Annotated in this window: 16 protein-coding genes; 9 read left to right on the forward strand and 7 right to left on the reverse strand. The window is 62.3% G+C overall.

What is annotated here, in order from left to right:
• Window positions 1-2: 2 nt before the first annotated feature.
• Both CV013_RS13935 and ccmA read right to left on the reverse strand, forming a co-directional pair.
• A complete protein-coding gene (locus CV013_RS13935; RefSeq protein WP_102156310.1) occupies window positions 3-659 on the reverse strand; it encodes a heme exporter protein CcmB in 657 nt (218 codons plus the stop codon).
• Window positions 656-1,237: a heme ABC exporter ATP-binding protein CcmA gene (gene ccmA, locus CV013_RS13940; protein ID WP_102156311.1), complete on the reverse strand. Its 582-nt coding sequence runs from the start codon at window positions 1,235-1,237 to the stop codon at window positions 656-658. The genes CV013_RS13935 and ccmA overlap by 4 nt, the downstream gene beginning before the upstream one ends.
• A gap of 47 nt (window positions 1,238-1,284) precedes the next feature.
• On the opposite strand from ccmA, the gene CV013_RS13945 reads away from it, so the two are divergent.
• Complete coding sequence (locus CV013_RS13945) at window positions 1,285-1,575, forward strand: 4a-hydroxytetrahydrobiopterin dehydratase (RefSeq protein ID WP_102156312.1); 291 nt, start codon at window positions 1,285-1,287, stop codon at window positions 1,573-1,575.
• Window positions 1,576-1,616: 41 nt separating this feature from the next.
• Here CV013_RS13945 and CV013_RS13950 read toward each other — a convergent pair whose 3' ends face one another.
• The 4 genes from CV013_RS13950 to CV013_RS13965 all read right to left on the reverse strand — a co-directional run bounded on the left by CV013_RS13950 (window position 1,617) and on the right by CV013_RS13965 (window position 6,314).
• A complete protein-coding gene (locus CV013_RS13950; protein ID WP_102156313.1) occupies window positions 1,617-2,423 on the reverse strand; it encodes an SDR family oxidoreductase in 807 nt (268 codons plus the stop codon).
• 103 nt (window positions 2,424-2,526) lie between these two features.
• Window positions 2,527-4,599 (reverse strand): alpha/beta hydrolase family protein, encoded by a 2,073-nt coding sequence (locus tag CV013_RS13955; protein ID WP_321196996.1) that lies wholly within the window; start codon window positions 4,597-4,599, stop codon window positions 2,527-2,529.
• A 78-nt stretch (window positions 4,600-4,677) separates the two neighbouring features.
• Complete coding sequence (locus tag CV013_RS13960; protein WP_102156314.1) at window positions 4,678-5,736, reverse strand: NAD(P)H-dependent flavin oxidoreductase; 1,059 nt, start codon at window positions 5,734-5,736, stop codon at window positions 4,678-4,680.
• A gap of 122 nt (window positions 5,737-5,858) precedes the next feature.
• Window positions 5,859-6,314: a hypothetical protein gene (locus CV013_RS13965; RefSeq protein ID WP_102156315.1), complete on the reverse strand. Its 456-nt coding sequence runs from the start codon at window positions 6,312-6,314 to the stop codon at window positions 5,859-5,861.
• Between the two features lie 81 nt (window positions 6,315-6,395).
• Here CV013_RS13965 and CV013_RS13970 point away from each other — a divergent pair, with 81 nt between their 5' ends.
• Window positions 6,396-6,839 (forward strand): MarR family winged helix-turn-helix transcriptional regulator, encoded by a 444-nt coding sequence (locus tag CV013_RS13970; RefSeq protein ID WP_102156316.1) that lies wholly within the window; start codon window positions 6,396-6,398, stop codon window positions 6,837-6,839.
• A 103-nt stretch (window positions 6,840-6,942) separates the two neighbouring features.
• Here the strand turns inward: CV013_RS13970 and CV013_RS13975 are convergent, their stop codons facing one another.
• Window positions 6,943-7,533: a DNA-3-methyladenine glycosylase family protein gene (locus tag CV013_RS13975; RefSeq protein ID WP_102156317.1), complete on the reverse strand. Its 591-nt coding sequence runs from the start codon at window positions 7,531-7,533 to the stop codon at window positions 6,943-6,945.
• Between the two features lie 117 nt (window positions 7,534-7,650).
• Between CV013_RS13975 and CV013_RS13980 the strand changes: the two genes are divergently transcribed.
• The 7 genes from CV013_RS13980 to CV013_RS14010 all read left to right on the forward strand — a co-directional run bounded on the left by CV013_RS13980 (window position 7,651) and on the right by CV013_RS14010 (window position 12,567).
• Complete coding sequence (locus tag CV013_RS13980) at window positions 7,651-7,968, forward strand: 2Fe-2S iron-sulfur cluster-binding protein (RefSeq protein ID WP_102156318.1); 318 nt, start codon at window positions 7,651-7,653, stop codon at window positions 7,966-7,968.
• Window positions 7,969-8,070: 102 nt separating this feature from the next.
• Complete coding sequence (locus CV013_RS13985) at window positions 8,071-9,072, forward strand: cysteine synthase A (protein ID WP_102156319.1); 1,002 nt, start codon at window positions 8,071-8,073, stop codon at window positions 9,070-9,072.
• Between the two features lie 69 nt (window positions 9,073-9,141).
• On the forward strand, window positions 9,142-9,498 hold the full coding sequence (locus tag CV013_RS13990; protein WP_102156320.1) for a hypothetical protein: 357 nt from the start codon (window positions 9,142-9,144) through the stop codon (window positions 9,496-9,498).
• Complete coding sequence (locus CV013_RS13995; RefSeq protein WP_102156321.1) at window positions 9,495-10,274, forward strand: motility-associated ABC transporter substrate-binding family protein; 780 nt, start codon at window positions 9,495-9,497, stop codon at window positions 10,272-10,274. Before CV013_RS13990 ends, CV013_RS13995 begins: the two co-directional genes overlap by 4 nt.
• A gap of 384 nt (window positions 10,275-10,658) precedes the next feature.
• The gene (locus tag CV013_RS14000) at window positions 10,659-11,138 is read left to right on the forward strand and encodes a division/cell wall cluster transcriptional repressor MraZ (RefSeq protein ID WP_223805401.1); all 480 of its coding nucleotides are present in this window, start codon (window positions 10,659-10,661) and stop codon (window positions 11,136-11,138) included.
• Window positions 11,135-12,091: a 16S rRNA (cytosine(1402)-N(4))-methyltransferase RsmH gene (gene rsmH / locus CV013_RS14005; RefSeq protein ID WP_102156322.1), complete on the forward strand. Its 957-nt coding sequence runs from the start codon at window positions 11,135-11,137 to the stop codon at window positions 12,089-12,091. The genes CV013_RS14000 and rsmH overlap by 4 nt, the downstream gene beginning before the upstream one ends.
• Window positions 12,092-12,159: 68 nt before the next feature.
• Complete coding sequence (locus tag CV013_RS14010) at window positions 12,160-12,567, forward strand: hypothetical protein (protein WP_102156323.1); 408 nt, start codon at window positions 12,160-12,162, stop codon at window positions 12,565-12,567.
• The last annotated feature ends 25 nt before the right edge of the window (window positions 12,568-12,592 follow it).

The following is a 12,592-nucleotide window of genomic DNA, read 5'->3' on the forward strand; positions in this document are numbered from 1 at the left end:
CCCTATCCCTCACGTCCCGCCCGTATCGCCGCGCCCGCTGCGAACGGAGCCACCGCGCATAATGCCAGGCTGATCGCTGCACACAGCGCAATTCCCGTATCGTCGGGACGGGCGAGGGCGCCAGCACCGAAAATCAGGATCGGCACGCCCAGCGGCACCAGCAGCAATCCGCCCAATGCCGCTCCGCTCCGCAATGCAGTGGTAAGGGCGGCGATCACCAGCCCGATGGCCGCCAGCCCCGGTGTGCCGGCCAGCAGGCCCAGCAGCAGAGTCTGCAATGTTCGCCCGTCCAGTCCGAGCAAAGCAGCGGCAGGCAAAGTGGCCAGCAACAGCAGTGGGCCGAAGCTGAGCCAGTGGGCCAGCAATCGCGCGGCCATCGCCAGCTCTTCCGAAATGCCGCGCAGGGCGAGCTGATCGAATACCCCGGCTTCAACATCGGGGGTCACCAACCGGTCTATCGGCAGAATGCTGGCCAGCAGTGCGGCGATCCACAGCACGCCGCCGCCGGTGCGCGCCAGCAGTGGGGCGTCCGGCCCCACGGCAAACGGGAACAGCACCGCCACCGCCACAAAGAATAGCATCGGCAGCAAAGGCCCGCCGCGCCCGTTGCCGAGCAGTAGCGACAGATCGCGCCGCAGCAGACGTGCGAAACCGCTCATACCGCGAACTCAGTCAGATCGAGTGTCCGCAGATCGGGCACGGCGAACGGCTGGTGCGATGCGATCACTGCGATCCCGCCTTGCGCGCAATAATGGGCGACGGCGCCCTGCAGTCGCTCGCCCGCATGAATGTCCAGCCCGTTGAGCGGTTCGTCGAGCAGCCAGATCGGTGCCTGCCTTGCATTCGACTGAACAATTGCGGCGCGCTTACGCTGTCCGGTCGAAAGATATCGCACCGGCACATCGAGCAAGGTGTCGAGCCCGTGCATGGCCAGCACTTCCGGCGCAATCGCTCCGTCATCGATGCGGTTCCAGAATGCCAGCGCTTCGCCCAGCGGCAGATGTTCGTCCAGCGGCAGGCGACCGTCGAGCAGGGCAGGCAGTTCGCTGGCGCTGACCGATCCGGCATAAGGGGCAAGCAATCCGGCGAGAATTCGCAGCAGGCTGGTCTTGCCCGTGCCATTGGCACCCAGCACCTGCATCGCTTCCCCCGCGCCGAGCGCAAAGCTCAGGCCGCGAAACAACAATCGGTCGCCGCGTCGGCAGGCAATATCCGTGGCGGCGAGGCTGGCTTGCATGGGGCAGCGCGATAAGCGAAAGCCTGCCGGTGAACAAGGAGTCCCGTATGCCGATTGCCGAACTGACCGCCGCCGAACGCACCGCGATGATGGCGGGGTTGCCCGAATGGCAACTGGCGCGCGATGACAAGGCGATAGAACGGACGTTCGAATTTGCCGATTTCAGCGCGGCGTGGGGGTTTATGGCGCGAGTCGCGCTGCTGGCGGAAAGGGCCGACCACCATCCCGAATGGTTCAATGTTTACAACCGGGTGGAAATCACACTCACCACGCACGATGCAGGGGGGCTGAGCCAGCGCGATGCAGACATGGCCACCGCGATAGATCGTTTGCTGTAATCCTCCCCGTGCGGGGGAGGATGGAGGTGGATCAGTCCGCCTTACTGCCCCAACGGGCGCGCATTATCGCGGGCCATTTTGCGGACCCGGCCCGGCATCCAGCGCGCACCGAAGGCGACGCGGTGCGCGGTCTTTCCGACCAGCGTGTGCAGCTTATCCCCATGCACGGCATCCCATGCCGCCTGCGCCACTGCCAGCGGCGGGGTGATTTCCAGCCCTGCGGCCATCACCCGTTCGCGGATCGATTCGTTGCTAGACTGGTTGGGGGCCTTCTCGATCAGCGGGGTGTCGATGAAGCCGGGGCACAGGCTGCGTACATTGATGCCGAATTCGGCCCACTCCGCATCGAGCGCTTCGGTCACACCGCGCACCCCGAACTTGGTCGCGGAATAGACCGATGCGCCACCCGTGCCGTAGATCCCCGCCGCGCTGGCGGTGTTGAGCAGGCAGGAGCCGGGTGCGGCCTTCTTCAGGTGGGGCAGGGCAGCCTGAGCGCCGTAGAGCACACCTTTGAGATTGATATCGATGCAGCGGTCGATTTCATCGGTGGTATTGTCCGACAGCGAACCGCCGAGTGGGATGCCGGCATTGTTCGCCATCACGTCGATCCGCCCGCCGGCGGCTTCGGAAAAGGCATCGAGGGCGATGTCCCAGGCAGGCCGGTCGCGCACGTCGAATTTATGCGTGAAGCAGTTATCCGCGCCGATTCCGTTGCAGGTGGCGGCCATTGCATCTCCGTCGACGTCGCCCAGCCCAACGTACCAGCCGCGCCCGGCGAAGTATTCCGCGATGGCCCGCCCGATACCGGAACCGCCACCCGTGACGAAGATCGCCTTGCGTTCGCTCATCCTTGCACTCTCCCCGAAATATATAGCCGCGCGAAAGGGTGTACCCATCGCGCGGCTATAGTGTGTGCAGCGATCCGTTGCGTAATGCAACGGGGGTTGCGCGTTACTTCGCAGTTGCGCCGTCCAGCCCTTTCACGAACTGGCCGCCCTGGATGATTTCCGCAGTCGAATCCTTCACTGTCTCTCCGATCGGCTCCGACCGGCCTTTGAGGCAGGTGGCGAGGAAATTCTCGGTGATCGCGTTGAAAGCGATGTTGTTGGTCGGCTTGGCAAAACCGTGCCCTTCGTCGGGGAACAGCACATACGTGACCGGGATGCCCTTGGCCTTCATCGCGTCAGCGATCTGGTCGCTTTCCGCTTTGTTGACGCGCGGATCGTTGGCACCCTGACCGATCAGTAGCGGGCGGACGATATCGCCGGCTTTGTACAACGGGCTGCGTTCCTTGAGCATTGCGAGCCCTTCGGGGGTTTCGGGGTTACCCATCCGCTGATGGAACTGTGCGATCACTGGCACCCAGTATGGCGGGATGGTTTTCAGCAGCGTTTCGAGGTTCGAAGGGCCGACGATATCGACACCGCAGGCATATTCGGTGGGGGTAAAGGCCATGCCCGCCAGCGTGGCATATCCGCCATAACTACCGCCCATGATCGCCACTTTGTCCTTACTCGTGACGCCTTTGTCGACCGCCCATGCGACCGCATCGACCAGGTCGTCCTGCATCTTGCGGCCCCATTGCAGATTGCCCGCTTCGATGAACGATTTGCCGAACCCGGTCGAGCCGCGGAAATTGACGCTGAGCACCGCATAGCCGCGGTTGGCCAGCCACTGGTGGTAACTGTTGTAGCCATATCCGTCGCGCGCCCACGGGCCGCCGTGAACCAGCAGCACCATCGGCACCGGCGCATCGGGCACGCCATCGGCGTTGCTGTCGCTGCCCGGCGGCAAGGTCAGGTAACTGACCAGCGTCAGCCCGTCGCGCGATGTGATTTCCAGCGGCTGCATCGGTTGCAGCGGTGCGCCAGCCAGTTCGGGCCGGGTGGTATAAAAATCGGTGAGCGTCTTCGCCTTGCGGTCGTAGATATAGGTTTTGCTGGGGGCAGAGACGGGATCGTTCCACACGATCCACTTGGTATCGTCATCCGTCCGGCTCGATACACCGAATTCGCCATCGAACTTGCTGTCGAGCCAGTCGAGCGAAGCCTTGATATCGGGGTCGAGCGCGGTCCATTCGGTTTTCAGGTAATCGACCGAATAGGCTTCGACTTCGCCGGTGATCGGGTCGGTCATGACCCCGCCGATATCGGCCTTGTCATTTTCCGCGATAACCTTGCGTTCGCCGGTTGCCACGTCCTGCGCGTAGAGCGCGGCGGTATCGCGGCCCCGGCTGTCGAGCCAGTACAGCGTTTTGCCGTCGGTGGTGTATCCGGCTGGCGATGTCGTCAGCGAATCTTCCAGCCCGGTGCTGGTGAACGGCTTTTCAGCGATTTTGCCATCGTCGATTGCGAAATAGTCCATCCCGCCTTCTGCATTGGGGCGCAGCGCCATCCGCAGGTGCAGGTTGTTGTCAGCGAGGAATCCGGCATAGCCATCGTTCTGCAGCACTTCGGTCAGCTTGCCGCTGCCGAGATCGAGCAGATAGACATCGTGGAACCGCGCATCGCGATTGTTGAGGCCGACCAGCAGCTTATCCTTCTGAATGGTCGATGCGCCCACTAGCTGCACGCGCGTTTTCTCGAACGGAGTGAGGGTGGTTTCCTTGCCGCTGGCGACATCCACGCCATAGAGCAGGAAATTCTCGTCTCCGCCCTTGTCCTGAATATACAGGATGCTCTTGCTGTCGGGCGCCCAGAAGTACTGCCGGATCGGGCGGTCGGTCGAAGCGGTCATCGCCTTGGCGGCAGAGGGATCGGCGGCGGGGGCCATGAATACGTTGAGCACCCCGTCTTTCGGGGCCAGCCAGCTCAGCCACTTGCCATCGGGGCTTAGCTGGCCCCCGGCGCGGGTGGGGTTGCCGAACAGATCCTCGCGCGGGATCAGTTTGGCTTGATCGACCTTCGCTTCTACGGCGGCGGTCTTGCTGGCGGTCATCGATTTCTCCTGACTGGCATATGCGGCAGTGGCCGTGATGAGGCCTGCCGCTGTGGCGAGCAGAGCGGCTTTGCGAATAATGGACATGATGGAAATTCCTCCCCGGAAAATACTGTATTGTGGAAATAATACAGATCGGGGCGAGGTCAAGGGGAATGGAAGGCGCTATTTCCGCGCCTGATCCAGCTCGCTCCGCAGGGTTTGCACCAGTTGCGCGGCGGGCATGGCGCGGGCCAGCGGGGCACCTTGCCCCGCCCATTGCGCGCCGTAGCCGAACTCGCCCTGTGCCTTCGCGGCGGCGTGCAGCGCCTTCCCTGCGTCGTATGCTCTCGGATAATCGGGCGGAAGTCGATCACCCGCGCTGTCCGCCAGAGCAGTGAACCGATTGGCGAGGGCGCGCGCGGGCCTGCCGGAGATAAGCGAGGTGAGCGTGGTGTGATACGCGCCGGGGCCGCGGAGCGCCGCGCGATAGGCGTCGTCCGCTGCCGATTCCGGGCACGCGACGAATGCTGTGCCAAGCTGTGCCGCCACTGCACCGAGATCGAGCGCAGCCGCTATTCCCGCGCCATCCATAATCCCGCCCGCTGCGATCACCGGCAATCGCGCGTGCCGTACCAGCAGCCGGGTGAGCGCCATCGTACCCAGCGCATCGTCGGTCGCGGCGGGATCGAATATGCCGCGATGGCCGCCTGCCTCGATCCCTTGCGCGACGATAGCATCGATACCGGCGGCTTCGATGGCCTTGGCTTCGGCAAGGCTGGTCGCGGTCGCCATCAGATAGATGCCGCGTTCGCGCATTGCCGACACCGCATCGGGGCCGGGCAGGCCGAAGTGGAAGCTGACCACTGGCGGCGCCATTTCCAGCAGCATCGCCAGCATAGCGGGATCGTCTCCAAAGCCGGTGTAGATGGTGTTCAGCGACGCGGGCGGCTGCGCTCCGTATTGCCGAAATACCGGCTCAAGCCATGCGAGCCACTCCGCCTCCCGCTCCGCATCGGGTGTCGGGCTGTCATGCACGAACAGGTTGACGTTGAACGCTCTTGCGGTGCGGCCGCGCAATTCCCCGATCATCGCCCGCGCGCCGTCTGCATCGGTGGCACCGATCCCGATGGAGCCCATCGCCCCGGCCTCCGAAACCTCCGCCGCCATCAAGGGCGTCGAAACCCCCGCCATCGGTGCCTGTATCAATGGAGCGGTGAGCTGGAAGCGATCAATCAAAGACATAGCTCTCCCCTAACGCGCGGTTTGGGGAGAGCCAAATTTGGGGGGGGATGTCTGTTAATGGGGTGGTTAGGCTCAGGAGAGGGACCGACACTGGTCAGCACATATAGAGATGTGAAGCTCGCTTAATCATCGGCTTTGCGCGGCGCGGAGCGTTTACGGGTGAGTTTCAATCCGTCGCGCATGTTGAGGACGAGTAAGGTGATGTTCACCGCACCAGCAATCAATTCAATGGCCTGCACCATGTAAAACCCGGCATCGAAAGACCCTGCCTGAGCCTTGGAAGACAGATAGAGGGCTGATGGCATGAGGATCGCAATGCCATTGCCCGCGATGATCGGCATACGCTTGCGTTTCACAGTGACCACTGGATTGCGCCATGCCTTACCCAGTTGAAAACCAGAACCGCCTGCCGCCATCAGCGCAGGGATCAGAATCAGGAAGCCCCACGGGATCATTGTTTTAACGGTGACGACCAGCGCTTCACTGCCAAACAGTTCTGACATCGCAGTGGATAGCCAGAAGGAAATAATCGTCAGCAGGGCAAGCGCGCCTGCAATGGGGTGGATCACTTTGGTCATAGGAACCTTCTGCGCCAGTCAATTAACATAGCAGGCTATATATAGTTGTATAGCCTGCTATGCAAGTGCTAGCGGCGAGGTATGGAATTCTCCAAAGACCTGTCAGCCGGATACCTCGTCAATCATATGGCGCGGCTGTTCGAAAAAGGGCTGGCCGCACGTATCCGTCCGCTTGGCCTTACCCCCGGCACCTTTCCGGCGCTGCTGGAACTGTGGGAAGGTGACGGACTGACGCAGAAGGATCTGGTCGAGCGTCTGGATATTGAACAGGCCACCATGGCCAATACGCTGGCGCGGATGGAACGCGACGGGCTTGTCCGGCGTGAAAGGGACAATAACGATGGCCGGGTACAGCGGATTCGGCTGACCGATCGTGCAAAGGGGCTGCGCGATGCAGCGATTGAGGCAGCCATGTCCGTCAATAATGAAACAATGGCGGGCCTATCAATGGAGGAGCAGCATCAGCTTGTCGAACTGATGCAAAAGGTCATCTACCGGGATCAAACGTCTGCTACGCTAGCCTGATCTGAACGAACGACAGCTTCGTTGTCGATTTCCGACACTTCACGCTCCCTCCAAACCCGACCGCAGCCCTTTACACCGGATCGCTGCCCACTGCGTAGTAGTGTTAGGTAAAGATCGCCGTGGCGCCGCGGTGGGGGCGCCAGTTTTCGGCCAGTGTTCGGGTCAGCTTTTCGCCGGGGCGTTCGTCCAGTTCCATGATGCGGCCGACAGCGACCTGCACCGCCAGATCGCCGGCGGGCCAGATGTCGGCGCGCCCTTCTGCGAACAGCAGGTATATCTCGGCAGTCCAGCGCCCGATTCCCTTGACCCGGGTGAGTTCGGCAATCGCTTCCTCGTCATCGGCAGGCAGATTGTCGAAATCGATGGCCCCCGCGCTGACCAGTTCGCACAGCGAGCGGGCATAGCCCTGTTTCTGCCGCGACAGGCCGCAGGCGCGCAGAGTATCGAAATCGCGGGCCAGCAGTTCATCCGGCGCGATATCTTCGCCCAGTTCCGCCTCCAGCTTGCGCCACATGCTCGCCGCCGCCGCTACGGAAACCTGCTGCCCCACGATTGCGCGGAGCAATGTGCGGTGGCCGCGCTCGCGGATGCGCGGTTCGGGATAGCCTGCCAGTTCGAGCGCCTGCGCCATTGCCGGTTCGCGGTCTGCGACATGGTCCAGCCCGGCACGGATCGCCTCTGCACTCAAACCCATTGTCGCTCTCCTGAAATACTAACGCGATTAGGGCTGCTTGCCAAATCGCCGCACAGCCCTTAGCAGCCCCGCCAAAGGCCCGACAGGGGGCTCCTTGTAACGACGGGAAGGAAATCGATGCCGAAGCTGACAGTGGTCAACCGCGCGGGCGAAGAATCCACGATCGAGGTGGACGATGGCCTCACGGTGATGGAAGCGATCCGCGACAACGGGTTCGACGAGCTGCTGGCCCTTTGCGGCGGTTGCTGTTCATGCGCCACTTGCCATGTCCATGTCGATCCCGCGTTCAAGGACAAGCTGCCTGAAATGAGCGAAGACGAGGACGATCTGCTGGAAAGCAGCGATTACCGCGACGAAAATTCGCGTCTGAGCTGCCAGATCCCGTTCAACCCCGAGCTCGACGGGCTGAAGGTCACGATCGCTCAGGAAGACTGACCGCATTACCTTTTCCCGCTCCGCCCTCTGCCAAGTCACTGTGTCAGGGGGCGTAGTGGAACTGCGTTGCGCCGTGCGGGGTGGGGGCTTAACTCGCGCTGCATGATGACTTTGCCTGTGCGCGACAATACTCTCGATCTGATTGGTAACACCCCGCTGGTGCTCCTGAAGGGGCCAAGCGAAGCGGCCGGATGCGAAATCTGGGGCAAGTGCGAATTCGCCAACCCCGGCGGCAGCGTGAAGGATCGCGCCGCCCTGTGGATCGTGCGCGATGCGGAAGCGCGCGGCGAATTACAGCCCGGCGGCACCGTAGTGGAAGGCACTGCGGGCAACACCGGCATCGGGCTGGCGCTGGTCTGCAATGCACTGGGCTATCGCACGATCATCGTGATGCCCGACAATCAGTCGAAGGAAAAGATGGACACCCTGCGCGCGCTGGGCGCGGAGCTGGTGCTGGTTCCGCCAACCAAGTTCGCGGATTGCAACCATTTCGTCCACACCAGCCGCCGTCTTGCCGAAGAAACCGAAGGCGCAATCTGGGCCAACCAGTTCGACAATACCGCCAACCGCAAGGCCCATATCGAAGGGACGGCGGAAGAAATCTGGCAACAGATGGAAGGTCGGATCGACGGCTTCACCTGTGCCGTTGGCACTGGCGGAACCTTTGCCGGGATCGGGCTGGGCTTGAAAAGTCATAGCGAAGACACAACCATCGCGTTGACCGATCCGTTCGGTGCGGCGCTCTATAGCTACTATGCCGAAGGCGAATTGAAATCCGAAGGCAGTTCCGTCGCGGAAGGGATCGGGCAGGGGCGCATCACCGGCAATCTCGAAGGTGCGCCGGTCGATACCCAGTTCCGCGTTTCGGACAGCGAAGGGTTGGAATGGGTCGCCCGTCTGCTGCGCGAAGAGGGGCTGTGCCTTGGCCTGTCGTCTGGCATCAACGTTGCCGGGGCCGTGAAGCTGGGCAAGCAGCTTGGGCCGGATGCGCGGGTGGCGACGATCCTGTGCGACACGGGCTTCCGCTATCTCTCCACGCTTTATAATGCAGACTGGTTGCGGTCGAAAGATCTGCCGGTGTTCGACTGGCTGGATCGCGCCTGATCGCATCTGATCGCGCGTGTATGTGCGGCAGCGATTGACTGGCGCACAGCATAGACTACTTTCCCGGCTATGCCCGATAGCAAGACCGGACAACCCGAAACGGAAGAGGCTGAGGAAGCGGTGCCGCTGGGCGGCACGCGGGCCGAAGCGGTTCAGCGGTTGCAGGTCGGCGTGTCGCTGCTGGTCGGTGTGCTCCTGCTGGTCGGGATCGCCAACGTTATCGAAAATCGCGCGCAGGAAGTCGAAGCGACCACTGTGCCAGAGGCGGCGGCCACTGTGCCCGCTACCCCTTCGACCCCGCAAAACGATCCGCTGGCCGATGCGGGTGTCGTGCCCGATATTCCGGCCGATGATGGCACGACCGCCACACCTGCGCCTACTGCATCCCCCGCGATGGATGCGCCGGTTCCCGGCACCGGCAATTGAACCTCTTCGTTATCCGTAATCGGCGGCGGTTCTATATCGGGCTGGCTTTGCTTATCGCCGCGCTGGCCGGTTTTGCTGTCTTGGCATGGCCTGCGCGTGATCGACCGCCGGTCGCGCTCTATTCCTCGTTGCCTATCTATTGGAACGAAAGCGCGAGCGTAACGGACCTGCTGGATAGCAAGCAGCCACCACCCTGGCCACGCACCGCGCTGGAGAGGGACTGGAGGCTTGCCCCGCTCGATACACTCGCCGGGGCCGATAGCGGGGCTGCGGGAGAGAATGGCTCTCTGACGAGTTACAAGCGCCTGTTGCTGGCGCAGCCGCGTGCATTGGCACCGGCTGAGAATGTCGCGCTGGACGATTGGGTGCGACGCGGTGGGCACCTGTTGCTGTTCGCCGATCCATTTCTGACCGGCGACACGCACTTTGCCATCGGCGACAAGCGTCGCCCCCAGGATGTCGCCCTGCTGTCGCCAATTCTGTCGCGGTGGGGTCTGGAACTGCGCTACGACATGGATCAGCCGCAGGGCGAACGAAGGGTGGCAGTCGCAGGCAGTGAATTGCCGATCAATCAGGCAGGGCAATTCGTGCTTGCCCCGACCGATCGGAAAGCTCCGGCAACGTGCACTTTGTCTGCTCAGGGGATCGTGGCCGATTGTGCTATTGGGGAAGGGCGCGCGCTGATTGTGGCCGATGCGGCCCTGTTCGAACCGCAGCACGTGACCGACGGGGCGGAGCTACTGCGCGATCTGGCCAGGCGCGCATTCAACGACTGAGCGCACTGTATTTGCCGAACTCCTTGCTGCGACCGGGGAGAATCGGAGTCGCTTTTCAAATTAGGGAAATTACGGGAAATGGGCCGGGGATAGCGCGGGACATCGTGGATTCGCGTAGCTATCGCTTGTGGTGTTCGGCAATTTGTGCATGAGGCGCTGAGAGGGAAAGTGACATAAAATCAACATAATACCGTAATTTCCCCATTAATCCCCTAATTTTCCCTTCCATCCCTCAAGCAGGTTGGTTAAGACCATCTTCCATCGAAGATGCTGTTTCGTGTTGCGTGCTGCCGATGGGCGGCGCGACCCGGCCTCGCATGCGCGGCCGGTCACGGGGGAGGCATGTTCGCGGAGGTGGGTACCTCCTCAGAGGGGCAGGGGAACTTGGCGTCGAACGATTTCAACGGTTACAGCGGACAAGCCTTCTCGCCGATGGGCGAGAAGGATCGCTTTGTCCTGCCTCCGTTGTTTCGCAACGCAGTGAAGGCTTCCAGCGACGGGAAAGTCCTGTGCCTCGATAAACATGCCCGGTTCAACTGCCTGACCGGGTTCGGCCTGTCGCGCATGCCCGAGCTGGAAGCGCAGCTCGACCGCGAAGAGGACAAGTACGGCCTCGATTTCGACCGCGATACGCGTGCGGCGCAATTGTTCGGCTTCGCCCGCGTGCCGTTCGACGATTCAGGCCGCTTCGTGATGCCGGAACATCTGCGTACGCTTGGCAATGTCGGCGATGCGCTGTTCTTTCAGGGCGGTGGCCGTCAGTTCACCATCTGGAACCCCGAAGAACTGATGAAGATGGGTGACGAGTGGGCTGCCGCGAAGGCTGCCTGTGCCGACTTCATGGCCAAGGGGAAGGGCAAGTGAGCGTGTTCCCGTCCCCCGATGCCCCGCACATTCCCGTGCTGCTGGACGAAGTGATCGCCGCACTGGCGCCGCAGCCGGGCGACGTGATCGTCGATGCCACGTTCGGTGCGGGCGGTTATACCCGTGCCCTGCTCGATGCAGGCGCCATTGTTCATGCGTTTGACCGCGATCCCGATGCGATTGCAGCGGGTTGCAAGTGGCGCGAGACGGAGGAAAATCCACCGCGTCTCGTTCTCCACCCGCGCCGTTTTTCGGAAATGGTCGCGGCCATGCGCGAAGCGGGCATATCGCGCGTCGATGGCGTGGTGATGGATATTGGCGTTTCGTCGATGCAGCTCGATCAGGCGGATCGCGGCTTTGCTTTCTCGTCCGACGGCCCGCTCGACATGCGGATGGGGCAGGATGGCGAAAGCGCGGCCGATTTCCTGAATACTGCCGATGAAGCGCAGATTGCCGACGTGCTTTATCATTATGGCGAAGAACGCCAGAGCCGCCGCGTCGCCCGCGCGATTGTTGCTGCCCGTCCGCTGAAAACCACGGGCGATCTAGCGCGCGTGGTTCGCAAGGCGCTCGGCTATCGGCCCGGCGCGCCGAAAGACCCGGCCACACGCAGCTTTCAGGCGGTGCGTATCCATGTGAACGCCGAACTGGCGGAACTGGAGCAGGGGCTGAGCGGAGCGGAAGAGCTGCTGAGCGAAGGTGGGCGGCTGGCTGTGGTCAGCTTTCACAGTCTGGAAGATCGCATCGTCAAACGGTTCCTGCGCGATGCATCTGGCGCCAATGCCACCGGATCGCGCCACTTGCCGCAGGCCGAAACGGCCCCAGCCACATTTCGCAACGTGTCGAAGGCGATCCGCCCCGGCACCGCTGAACTCGACAGAAACCCCCGCGCGCGCTCGGCAACGCTGCGCCACGCGGTTCGCACTGCAACGTCAACCAGGGAGGCTGCATGATGGTAAACGGTAGTCGCTTGCGTCAGATTGGATGGGCTGTGACCCTTGCAATCTGTTTCTCTGCATTCATGGCTTTGACGTTCAAGGTGAATTCGGTGAAGAGCGAAGTGCGCCTCGCTGAACGCCGCATCGTGTCGTTGCAACAGGAAAAAACGATCCTCGAAACCGAATTCGAAACGCGGGCCAGCCAGCACCAGCTGGCGCAATGGAACGCGGTCGATTTCGGCTATGAACCGCCGCGCGCCGATCAGTATCTGGAAAGCGAGCGTCAGTTGGCGGCACTGGGTGAAGTTCCTTCGCGCGATGCGCCATCTCCGATCCGGGTGGCGCAGGCACCCGAAGCGGGGCGGGTGATGAAATACCCGGAAATGGTATCTCCGCTGACGGGCAAGCCGGTGCATAACAGAGTTGAGTCAGGGGCGCTGGCCGCAGCGCTCGCGCAAGGTGGCGAGCTATTGGCCGAGGGGGGGCGGTGAACGCACTCACGGTCAGCACGGCAAT

The organism is Tsuneonella flava (genome assembly GCF_002870965.1).
In the GTDB taxonomy this organism is placed as follows: Bacteria; Pseudomonadota; Alphaproteobacteria; order Sphingomonadales; family Sphingomonadaceae; genus Tsuneonella; species Tsuneonella flava.

Excerpts from the sequence above, each read along its gene's own strand:
- CV013_RS14010 (WP_102156323.1), top strand. The coding sequence starts at position 12,160 with ATGGCTTTGACGTTCAAGGTGAATTCGGTGAAGAGCGAAGTGCGCCTC.
- CV013_RS13950 (WP_102156313.1), bottom strand. The coding sequence starts at position 2,423 with ATGAGCGAACGCAAGGCGATCTTCGTCACGGGTGGCGGTTCCGGTATC.
- CV013_RS13990 (WP_102156320.1), top strand. The coding sequence starts at position 9,142 with ATGCCCGATAGCAAGACCGGACAACCCGAAACGGAAGAGGCTGAGGAA.
- CV013_RS13955 (WP_321196996.1), bottom strand. The coding sequence starts at position 4,599 with ATGTCCATTATTCGCAAAGCCGCTCTGCTCGCCACAGCGGCAGGCCTC.
- CV013_RS13970 (WP_102156316.1), top strand. The coding sequence starts at position 6,396 with ATGGAATTCTCCAAAGACCTGTCAGCCGGATACCTCGTCAATCATATG.
- CV013_RS13975 (WP_102156317.1), bottom strand. The coding sequence starts at position 7,533 with ATGGGTTTGAGTGCAGAGGCGATCCGTGCCGGGCTGGACCATGTCGCA.
- CV013_RS13960 (WP_102156314.1), bottom strand. The coding sequence starts at position 5,736 with ATGTCTTTGATTGATCGCTTCCAGCTCACCGCTCCATTGATACAGGCA.
- CV013_RS13935 (WP_102156310.1), bottom strand. The coding sequence starts at position 659 with ATGAGCGGTTTCGCACGTCTGCTGCGGCGCGATCTGTCGCTACTGCTC.
- ccmA (WP_102156311.1), bottom strand. The coding sequence starts at position 1,237 with ATGCAAGCCAGCCTCGCCGCCACGGATATTGCCTGCCGACGCGGCGAC.
- CV013_RS13945 (WP_102156312.1), top strand. The coding sequence starts at position 1,285 with ATGCCGATTGCCGAACTGACCGCCGCCGAACGCACCGCGATGATGGCG.
- CV013_RS13985 (WP_102156319.1), top strand. The coding sequence starts at position 8,071 with ATGATGACTTTGCCTGTGCGCGACAATACTCTCGATCTGATTGGTAAC.
- CV013_RS13965 (WP_102156315.1), bottom strand. The coding sequence starts at position 6,314 with ATGACCAAAGTGATCCACCCCATTGCAGGCGCGCTTGCCCTGCTGACG.
- CV013_RS13980 (WP_102156318.1), top strand. The coding sequence starts at position 7,651 with ATGCCGAAGCTGACAGTGGTCAACCGCGCGGGCGAAGAATCCACGATC.